General features: G+C 73.0%; 9 protein-coding genes and 1 pseudogene. All 10 read right to left on the reverse strand.

The annotated features are described in order from the left end of the window. Nucleotides 1–137: 137 nt before the first annotated feature. Entirely contained in the window at nucleotides 138–800 is a 663-nt protein-coding gene (gene rpe, locus AC1DQF_RS19905; RefSeq protein WP_477526963.1) for a ribulose-phosphate 3-epimerase, read from the reverse strand. A gap of 22 nt (nucleotides 801–822) precedes the next feature. Further along, nucleotides 823–1,806, reverse strand: a complete 984-nt coding sequence (locus AC1DQF_RS19910; protein WP_477526964.1) for a DNA polymerase domain-containing protein — start codon at nucleotides 1,804–1,806, stop codon at nucleotides 823–825. Between the two features lie 10 nt (nucleotides 1,807–1,816). Continuing rightward, nucleotides 1,817–2,851 carry a hypothetical protein gene (locus AC1DQF_RS19915; RefSeq protein ID WP_477526965.1) on the reverse strand — a complete coding sequence of 345 codons (1,035 nt, stop codon included), beginning with the start codon at nucleotides 2,849–2,851 and terminating at the stop codon, nucleotides 1,817–1,819. Nucleotides 2,852–2,966: 115 nt separating this feature from the next. Next, nucleotides 2,967–4,289, reverse strand: a complete 1,323-nt coding sequence (locus AC1DQF_RS19920) for a transcription antitermination factor NusB (protein WP_477526966.1) — start codon at nucleotides 4,287–4,289, stop codon at nucleotides 2,967–2,969. Beyond that, entirely contained in the window at nucleotides 4,282–4,695 is a 414-nt protein-coding gene (locus tag AC1DQF_RS19925; RefSeq protein ID WP_477526967.1) for an MmcQ/YjbR family DNA-binding protein, read from the reverse strand. The genes AC1DQF_RS19920 and AC1DQF_RS19925 overlap by 8 nt, the downstream gene beginning before the upstream one ends. Nucleotides 4,696–4,727: 32 nt before the next feature. Further along, nucleotides 4,728–5,570 carry a LamG domain-containing protein gene (locus AC1DQF_RS19930; RefSeq protein ID WP_477526968.1) on the reverse strand — a complete coding sequence of 281 codons (843 nt, stop codon included), beginning with the start codon at nucleotides 5,568–5,570 and terminating at the stop codon, nucleotides 4,728–4,730. Nucleotides 5,571–5,628: 58 nt separating this feature from the next. Continuing rightward, nucleotides 5,629–7,170 (reverse strand): OFA family MFS transporter, encoded by a 1,542-nt coding sequence (locus tag AC1DQF_RS19935; protein WP_477526969.1) that lies wholly within the window; start codon nucleotides 7,168–7,170, stop codon nucleotides 5,629–5,631. 83 nt (nucleotides 7,171–7,253) lie between these two features. Next, nucleotides 7,254–8,180 (reverse strand): methionyl-tRNA formyltransferase, encoded by a 927-nt coding sequence (gene fmt / locus AC1DQF_RS19940; protein WP_477526970.1) that lies wholly within the window; start codon nucleotides 8,178–8,180, stop codon nucleotides 7,254–7,256. Then, on the reverse strand, nucleotides 8,180–8,725 hold the full coding sequence (def, locus tag AC1DQF_RS19945) for a peptide deformylase (protein ID WP_477526971.1): 546 nt from the start codon (nucleotides 8,723–8,725) through the stop codon (nucleotides 8,180–8,182). Before def ends, fmt begins: the two co-directional genes overlap by 1 nt. A gap of 95 nt (nucleotides 8,726–8,820) precedes the next feature. After that, nucleotides 8,821–9,735, reverse strand: a pseudogene (locus AC1DQF_RS19950) (primosome assembly protein PriA); the annotation flags it as partial.

Below are 9,735 nucleotides of genomic sequence, written 5' to 3' on the forward strand. Positions count from 1 at the left end.
GTCCCCGCTCGTCGCCCTCGAAGCACGGCAGGACGTCTCGTGGGTCAGGACGTGGGACAGCCGGCTCTACGTGTCGACCGACGACGCGAGGACCTTCCGGGAGGTCCGGGCGCGTTGACGCCCCCGGACCGTCGTGCTCAGGACGCGGCAGCCTCGGCCGACGCCTTGAGCTCGCGGACCATCGCGTCGGGGTCGTCGGCGGAGTAGACGGCCGAGCCCGCGACGAAGACGTCGGCGCCGGCCTCGGCGCAGCGCTCGATGGTCTCCAGCGACACTCCCCCGTCGACCTGGAGCCAGGTCTCGACGCCGTGCTTGCGCATCATGGCCCGGGCGGTGCGGATCTTGGGCAGGCACAGGTCGAGGAACTTCTGGCCCCCGAAGCCGGGCTCGACGGTCATCACCAGGAGCATGTCCAGCTCCGGCAGCAGCGCCTCGTACGGCTCGATCGGCGTCGCCGGCCGCAGGGCCATGCTGGCGCGGGCGCCCTTGGCCCGGATCTCGCGGGCGAGCCGGATCGGAGCCTTCGTCGCCTCGACGTGGAACGTGACGCTCGAGGCACCTGCCTCGACGTACGCCGGGGCGTGGGTGTCGCAGTCCTCGATCATCAGGTGCGCATCGAGCGGGATGTCCGTGGCCCGGCTGAGCGCCTCGACCATGGTGGGACCGAACGTCAGGTTGGGCACGAAGTGGTTGTCCATCACGTCGACGTGCACCCAGTCGGCGCTGGCGATGCGACCCACCTCCTCGCCCAGGCGGGAGAAGTCGGCGTTGAGGATGCTCGGCGTGATCTGGATACCCACGGGCGGTGAGTCTAGGCCCGGCTCAGTCCTCGGGATCGACCGGCGGCTCGGCGCCGCGCGCCTCGTCGCGGTCGGCCCACTCCAGCAGCGGCGCGATGTCGAAGACGTGGTCGTCGATGTCGCCGTGCAGGTCGCCAAACGAGGCGAAGCGCTCCGGCATGGTGAAGATCGTGAAGTCCTCGGGCTCGCAGGCGTCGACCTCGTCCCAGCGCACCGGCGCCGAGACCCGCGCCGTCGGCACGCCGCGCACCGAGTACGCCGCCGCGATCGTGTGGTCGCGGGCGTTCTGGTTGTAGTCGACGAACAGCTGGTCGGGCTCGCGGTCCTTGCGCCACCACGCCGTGGTCACCTCACCGGACGAGCGGCGCTCCACCTCGCGGGCGAAGGCCAGGGCCGCGCGGCGTACGTCGCCGAAGCCGTGGTCGGGCGGGATCCGGACGTAGACGTGCATCCCGGAGCCGCCGCTGGTCTTGGGGAAGCCGACCGCACCGAGCTCGTCGAGCACCTCGTGGGTGATCCCGGCGACGCGCTGCACCGTCTCCCACTCGCACTCCGGACCGGGGTCGAGGTCGATGCGCCACTCGTCGGGSYKCTCSGTGTCGSCSCGGCGGCTGTTCCACGGGTGGAACTCGACGGTGGACATCTGCACCGCCCAGATGACGCTCGCCAGCTCGGTGACGCACAGCTCGTCGGCCGTGCGGTTCCAGCGCGGGAAGTGCAGCCGCACCGTCTCGACCCACGGCGGCGCCCCGGCCGGTAGCCGCTTCTGGTGCACCTTGTCGCCGGCGAGCCCCTTGGGGAAGCGGTGCAGCATGCACGGGCGCTCACGCAGCGCGTTGACGATCCCCGGCCCCACGGCGAGGTAGTAGTCGACCAGGTCCCGCTTCGTGGCCCCGGACGGTGCCGATCCAGTGGGAGGGAAGTAGACGCGGTCGGGGTTGCTGACGCGCACGACGTGGGGACCCACGTCGATCTCGATGCTGGCGCTCGTGCCGGTCGGGGCCACGCGGCCCGGCCTAGCGACCGGGACCGGCCGGTGCGGGCGAGGACGGCCCGGACGAGGACGGTGCGGGTGCCGACGGCTCCGGGGTGGCGGTGGGAGCAGGGGTGGCGTGGACGACCACCGACGCGCTGGCGCCGGCATCGGCGTACTCCCCCTCGGGCCGCAACCAGCGGTACTCGGTGTCCTCGGTGACCGTCACGGTCCGGCGCGACCAGCCGTCGGGACCGACCACGGTGAGGTCGGAGACGGTGCGCCAGTCCCCCTGCCCGGGGGTGCGGGCCTGGAGGACCACCGGGTCGCCGGTGACCCGGCCGACCGCGTCGGTGACGTGGCCACTGACGACGACGTCCTGGCCGGCGGGGACCTGCGGGGCGGAGGCGGTGATCGCCGTGTCGAGGGTGATGCCCTCGAAGTCCCAGCTCTGGCCGGCGCCGCGCACGGCGTCGATGTTGAAGGCGTGGCCGTCGCACCCGAAGCCGGTCACGACGTAGCCGGTGCCGTCACCGTGCGCGTCCACGAACTCGGCCGGCGTGGCTGCGGCGCCCTGGGTCGATGCGCCGGTCGCGAGGTCGACGAGCTGCCAGTCGTAGCGGAGCGTGTCGGTGGCGACCGTGTGCCAGCCGCCGCCGGGGACGCTCACCGAGGCGCGACCCAGCCAGGCGTGGCCGGCCGGGGCGTCCGGCGCCGAGATCCAGATGTACGACGCGCCGCTGGTGCCCGCGGTCGCGGTCACGGCCACGGAGGCGTCCGCGCCCGCCAGCGAGAGGAAGGGGACGTAGGGGCCGGAGGCAGTGCCGGCCCGGGTCGGGACCAGGCCGAAGCTGCGGCGACCCATGGGCGCGGCGCCGGGCCCGAGGTTGACACGGGTGCCGGGCGCCGAGGCGGCACCGAAGAACGAGTCGCACCCGACGTAGGTGAGGAACATGCCGTCGGCGGCACTGCCGGGTCCGCTGCGGACGGTCGAGCCGTCGGCACTCGCTGCCGGGGCGTGACCCACCAGCAGGCTCGCGAGCGTGGCCAGGGCCACTGCTCCTGCACTCCGTCGCACTGCGCGCTCTTTCCGTCCCCCGTCGACCAGGCGGCCGACGGGCCCCATCATCCATGACCGATGGTCACGTGGGAACAGGCAACCACTCCCCATCCCTCCTTTTGGGGGTCCGGCGTCAACCGCGGCGCAACGTGGCGATGAACATCGCGTCGGTGCCGTCGCGGTGCGGCCACAGCTGCCGGGTCGTGACGACGGACGCGTCGCTCCGGGCCCCGACCACCGCGTCGACCACCTCGGTGGTCTCCGCCAGGACGGGCGAGCAGGTCGCGTAGACCACCACGCCCCCGGGTCGCACCGCGTCCAGGGCATGGTCGAGCAGGGCGCGCTGGAGCGGGACCAGCGCGTCGAGGTCGGCCGGGGAGCGACGCCACCGTGACTCCGGCCGACGGCGCAGCGCCCCCAGCCCCGAGCACGGGGCGTCGACGAGCACCCGGTCGAAGGTCGCGTCGCGCCAGGGCGGTCGGGTGCCGTCGCCGGTGACCACGCCGAGGAGGCCCGCGGAGGCCGCCTCGGCGCCGCGGACGACCAGGCGCGCCCGGTGGTGCTGTCGCTCGTTGGCCAGCACCATCGCGCCCCGCTGGGCGGCGAGGGCGGCGAGCAGGGCCGACTTGCCTCCCGGCCCGGCGCAGACGTCGAGCCACCGCTCGTCCCTGCCCTCGAGCTCGGCGTCGGCCAGCGCCAGGGCCACGAGCTGCGACCCCTCGTCCTGCACGCCGGCGCGGCCCTGCGCCACGGCGGGGACGGCGGCGGGGTCGCCGCCGGGCAGCTCCACGGCGTACGGCGACATCGTGCTGGCCGTCCCGCCGGCCTCGACCAGCTCCTCCACGGTCGCCAGCCCCGGCCGGGCGACGAGCATGACGCGCGGTGGGGCGTTGTCGGCGGCGAGCAGGGCCTCCAGCTGGACCGCGGAGGCCAGCGAGTCGGCCAGCTCCTCGACCACCCAGCGGGGGTGGGAGTGCGCGACGGACGCATAGCCGAAGGGGTCCGTCCCGGGGTCGGGCGCGACTCGGCGGATCCACCCGTCGAGGTCGTGGGCCGCCACCTTGCGCAGCACGGCGTTGACGAGCCCCACCGGGCCGACCCCGATCCGGGCGCGGGCCAGCTCCACCGACGAGCTGATGGCCGCGTGGTCCGGCACCCGCATCGACAGCAGCTGGTGGGCGCCGAGACGGAGCACGTCGCGCACCTTGGCCTCGAGGCGTGGCTTGGTCAGGCAGGCGTCGATGATCGCGTCGTACGTCCCTTGGAGCCGGATGGTGCCGGAGACCAGCTCGGTGGTGAAGGCGGCGTCACGACCGGTCAGTCCGTGCTCGGCCAGGACCTTCGGAAGGGCCAGGTTGGCGTAGGCGTCGTCGACCCGGACGGCCTTGAGCACCTCGAGCGCGGCGAGCCGGGACGGGTCGATCCGGGCGCCCCGGGGCGGCCGGCGCTCAGCCATCGAAGAACTCGCGGACCAGTCGCTTCGGGGCCCGGTGGGCCCAGGCGTCGGTGATCACCTCGGCCAGCTCGTCGCGCGTGATCTCCCCCAGTCGCGACTGCTGCACGAGCACGGCGTTGTAGCCGCGGAAGTGGTCGATGGTGAAGAACGGGTTCGACCCGTCCTCGACCAGCGCCGCCTTGTCGGCCTCGTCGGGGGTGATGATGACGACCAGGTCGTCGTACATCTCCCCCGTCTCGGGGTCCACGGCGGTCTTGTGCGGCATCCGGTACAGGCAGAATCCCTTGCCCTTCGGCCCGCGCGGGACCTTCCAGGTGGGTCGGTCGCCCCACGACGTGCCCAGCTCGGTCTCGGGCAGCGCGGCGCAGATCTCGTCGATGTCCGTCGGACGCGCCTTCCTGCTCACGCGGGTCAGCGTAGTCGTGCCCGCGACGGCGCTCAGCAGGCCTTCCCGTAGGTGCCCTGGCGGGTGGGCGGGGCGTCGACGGGGAGCTCGTTGGGAGCCTCGAGGCTCCAGTGCCGGATCCAGTCCATCTGCATCCGGCTGACGTTCATCGCCCTGCCGTCCTTGGCCTCCATCGTGAACCGCGGGACCAGCGGCACCCCCGACCAGATCTCCGGTCGACGCTCCGTCTGGACGACGTGCGCGTCGACGAACCACGAGATGCGGTCCCGGGTGACCTCCACGGCGTACGTGTGCCAGCGGTCGCGACCGAGGTCCATGCCCGCGTGCGCGCCCTTCCAGGCGACGTTCGGGAGGCTGCGGGCATACAGGTTGGCCTTGCTGGTGCCGATCCGGTAGCTCTCCAGGGCGATGGACTGAGCACCGCAGTGCTGGTCACGGTCCCCGGCCGGCACGAGCTCGGTGACCACCCGGAAGCGGGCACCGCCGCGGCCGTACTGCCGACTGCGGAGGCGCGTCTCCCAGCGGCCCACCTCGGCGCCTTCGAAGCCGAGGGTGGCGCTGAGGCTGCCCTGGCCGGTGGTGTTGAGGGTCAGCATGCCGTTCTGGTGGACGACCTGCCCCTGCCCGGAGGCCTGCCACTGCGGGCCGGTCGGGCCGGAGTACGGCGTCTCGAACTCCTCGCGCCACACGATGCCCTTGTTCCACCAGCCGTAGGTGTTGCCGGCGTGGACGGGGCCGGGCTCAGCGCCGGCATGGTCCGCCGACGCGCTCGTGGAGGTGAGCACCGGGGACAGCATCGTGGCGAGGACCGTGGCGGCGAGCGCCGCGGCACGGGCCCGCCGGGGACGGGTTCGGGCAACCAGGGGGGAGGTCATGGCGCCCGACGGTACGTCACCACGGCGGGACCCGGCCAGAATCAGCGGGTCCGCACGCTCAGGAGAAGAGCTTCAGTGCGGTCGTGACGGTCTGGAACACGCCGTACGCGAGCAGGAGCCCGACGACGCCCCACGACAGCACCAGGCGGACGGTGCTGTTGCCCGCGCTGCCGGTCTCGTCCTGCTCGACCGGGGCTGCCTCGTGCTCGGTCCCGGCCTCGGACTCGTGCGCGGACATGTCCTCGTGGAACTTCGCGGCCACCGGCCGGACGAGGAGGTTGGCCACGAAGCCGACCCCGAGGATCGCCACCATCGTGAAGAGGGCAGGGCGGTAGGAGTCGGAGTCCAGCGATCCCGCGCCACCCGCCGAGTCGAGGAAGCCGTTGACGATGAGCGGTCCCGCCACACCCGCCGCCGACCAGGCGGTCAGCAGGCGGCCGTGGATGGCGCCGACCTGGAAGACGCCGAAGAGGTCGCGCAGGTACGCCGGGATGGTGGCGAAGCCGCCGCCGTAGAACGAGATGATGATGGCGGCGATGAGCACGAACAGGGCGGTGGACGTCGAGCCGACGAGGGCCAGGGCGACGTACAGGACGATGCCCATGCCCAGGTAGAGCATGTAGATGGGCTTGCGGCCGATGTAGTCCGAGGTGCTGGACCACACGAAGCGACCGGCCATGTTGAACAGCGACAGCAGGCCCACGAAGCCACCGGCGGCGGCGACGGTCACGCTCGAGTCGCCTCCCTCGCGGAAGAAGTCCTGGATCATCGGGCTGGCCTGCTCGAGGATGCCGATGCCTGCGGTCACGTTGCAGAACAGCACCGTCCACAGCAGCCAGAACTGCGGCGTGCGGACCGCGTTGGCGGCCGACACGTTGTCCTGGGTGACCAGCGGCTTCTGCGCGACGGTGGACGGGTCGAAGCCGTCGGGACGCCACCCCGGTGCCGGGACGCGGATGTTGGCGACGCCGAGCATCATGATCGCGAAGTAGACGACGCCGAGGGTGACGAACAGGAACGTCAGCGCGTGCCCGTCGGCCAGCGAGGCCGCATCGGTGGAGTCGTACGCCGGGTCGTAGAAGGAGAGCAGCTGGCGCGAGAGGGGCGCCGCGACCATCGCGCCGCCGCCGAAGCCCATGATCGCCATGCCGGTGGCCAGGCCCGGCCGGTCCGGGAACCACTTGATCAGGGTGGAGACGGGCGAGATGTAGCCGATGCCCAGCCCCACGCCGCCGATGACGCCGTACCCGAGGTAGAGCAGCCACAGCTGGCCCGACGCGATGCCCAGCGAGCCCACGAGGAAGCCGGCCGACCAGCAGCACGCGGCGGTGAACATCGCCCGGCGCGGGCCGACCTTCTCCACCCACGTGCCGAACACCGCGGCACTGACGCCGAGCATGACGATGGCGATCGAGAACACGAAGCCGATCGCGGTCTGCGAGGCGTCGAAGTGCGCGATGAGGGAGTTCTTGTAGACGCTGGTCGCGTACACCTGGCCGATGCACAGGTGCACCGCCAGCGCGGCGGGCGGGATGAGCCAGCGGTTGTACGAGCGCGGCGCCACGGTGTGACGACGGTCGAGGATTTCGAGAACAGCCACAGGGGGGACCTCCGAGACGATGGGCTTCAGCGCAGGTTAGCGCCCCAGTCGTTGAAACGTGACGCACCCCACCCCTGGGTGTGTCAGGCGAGCCGCGCGCCCTCGGGCACGGAGACGCCCCGGGCCCAGTCGGCGGCCCGCATCTGCTTCTTGCCGAACGCCTTGACCTCGCCCAGCTCGACGGGGTCGGTGGCGGTGCCGACGTGCACGGCGTTCTTGGTGACCTCGAGGACGCCCGGCTCGAGCCGGGCGCGGTCGCGGGCCACGGTGACGCGCCCGACCTTGAACCGCTCGCCCTCCCACGTGGTCCATGCACCCGGGCCGGGGGTGCAGGCGCGCACCTGCCGGTCGATGCCGATGGCCGGGTCGGTCCAGTCGATGCGGGCGTCGTCGACGAGGATCTTGGGGGCCAGGCTGAGGCCGTCCGCGGGCTGCTCGCGAGCCTCCAGCGACCCGTCCTCGATGCCGTCGAGGGTCCGGACCAGCAGGGTGGCGCCGCCCTCGGCGAGCCGGTCGAGCAGGTCGCCCGCGGTGTCGGTCGGGCGGATGCGTTCGGTCATCACGCCGTACGTCGGTCCGGCGTCGAGCTCCTTGACGATCCGGAAGGTCGTCGCCCCGGTCATCTCGTCTCCCGCCCAGATCGAGTGCTGGACCGGCGCCGCCCCGCGCCAGGCGGGAAGGATCGAGAAGTGCAGGTTGATCCAGCCGTGCTCGGGGATGTCGAGCGCCGACTGCGGGAGCAGGGCGCCGTACGCGACGACGGGGCAGGCGTCCGGCCGCAGCTCACGCAGGGCAGCCTGGAACTCCGCCTCGCGCGGGTGCTCGGGCTTGAGGACAGGCAGGCCGAGCTCCTCGGCACGCAGGGCGACCGGGCTGGCGACGAGCCTGCGCCCCCGACCCGACGGAGCGTCGGGACGGGTGACGACGCCCACCACCTCGTGGGCGGAGCCGTGCAGCGCGTCGAGTGCCGGGACGGCGACCTCGGGGGTGCCGGCGAAGACGATGCGCATCAGAACCCCAGTCCACGGGTGGCGTGGGGGCTCGTCCGGACCATCGGCTTCTCGAGGCCGAACCACTCGGACTCGCGGATCTCCTTCATCGCGGCCTTGCGGGCCGCCGTGTCCAGCTTGTCGATGAAGAGGATCCCGTCGAGGTGGTCGGTCTCGTGCTGCATCGCGCGGGCGAGGTACTCCGAGGCCTCGATCCGCACCGGCTCCCCGTGCATGTCGAAGCCGGTGGCGATGACCGAGAGCGCCCGCAGGCAGTCGTAGGTGAGCTCGGGCAGGGACAGGCAGCCCTCGGCACCGTCCTGGGTCTCGTCGCTCAGCTCGAGGGACGGGTTGATCAGGTGACCCACCTCGTCCTCGACGTTCCAGGTGAAGACGCGCAGCCCCACCCCGATCTGCGGGGCCGCCAGCCCCGCTCCGGGCGCCGCGAGCATGGTGTCGGTGAGGTCCGTGACAAGCTGGCGGACCTCCTTGTCGAAGTCGTCGACCTCGATCGCGCGCCGGCGCAGGATCGGGTCGCCGAAGAGGCGGATCGGCTGGACTGCCATGGGGTGCTCGAGCTCCTGGGTCTGGGGTGCGGCCCCAGTCTAGGGAGCGCCGGACCTGCCCTGGACGTGGGAGGCAGGCACGGGATCCGGGTCGCTCAGATGCTGGGCGGGTCGACCTGAATGCGGACGGCGTYGAGCTTGCGCGCCGACCGGACCCGCTGGAGCTCCCCCAGCGCCGCGGAGAGACGGGCGCCGTGGGCCAGGGGCACCCGGACCACCACGCGCTGCTCGTCGGCGGAGACCGGCACCGGCCCGAGCACCTCGGCGGGCTCGGGCAGGTCGAGCAGCGTCACGGCGTCGTCGAGGGCCCCCGGCTCGCCGGTGATGGTGGCGATGCGGGCCGTCGGCGGCAGGTGCGCCTCCCCCCGCTCGACGAGCTCGCGCTCGGCGAACCCGGCAGGGTCCCACCGCACCAGCGCCTGGAGCGCAGGGTGCCCGGGATCGCCCACGGCGACCACGTGGCCACCCGGGCGCACCAGCCCGCCGGCAGCCATCCAGCGGCGGACGGCCTCCTCCTGGACACGCATGTCGTCGCGGGCCAGGGTCAGCCACGTGTCGAGCAGCACCACGGCGGCATACCCCGTGTCGGCGACCGGCTCGGCTCCCACGGTCGCGACGACGATGTCGGCGCGCTCCCCCACCCGGGCCAGCACCCGGTCGCCGCTGGAGCTGCGCACGGTCGTGCCGGGGAACGTCCGGCCGAGCTCCTCGGCGGTGCGTGCCTCCCCGCGGACAGGGGCCCGGAGGCCGCGGTGCCCGCACTCGCGGCATGCCCAGTGCTCGTCGGCCGTGCCGCACCAGCGACAGGTCGGCGGCCGGGTGGGTCCGGGCAGCACCAGCGGGCCTGCGCACCGACCGCACCGGGCCGGGGTGCGGCACCGCTCGCAGGCCAGCGCCGGCGCGTAGCCGGCCCGCGGCGTCTGCACCAGCACGGGCCCGAGGGCGAGCCCGGCGCGGATGGCCTCGAAGGCCGGTCGCGGCAGCCGGGCACCCACGGCGCGGTCCTCGGC

The sequence above is a fragment of the Nocardioides sp. P4_G4 genome (assembly GCF_056401085.1).

Bases quoted from the DNA above. Each gene is read 5' to 3' on its own strand.
- AC1DQF_RS19930 (WP_477526968.1), bottom strand. From the start codon at position 5,570: ATGACCTCCCCCCTGGTTGCCCGAACCCGTCCCCGGCGGGCCCGTGCC.
- AC1DQF_RS19920 (WP_477526966.1), bottom strand. From the start codon at position 4,289: ATGGCTGAGCGCCGGCCGCCCCGGGGCGCCCGGATCGACCCGTCCCGG.
- fmt (WP_477526970.1), bottom strand. From the start codon at position 8,180: ATGCGCATCGTCTTCGCCGGCACCCCCGAGGTCGCCGTCCCGGCACTC.
- def (WP_477526971.1), bottom strand. From the start codon at position 8,725: ATGGCAGTCCAGCCGATCCGCCTCTTCGGCGACCCGATCCTGCGCCGG.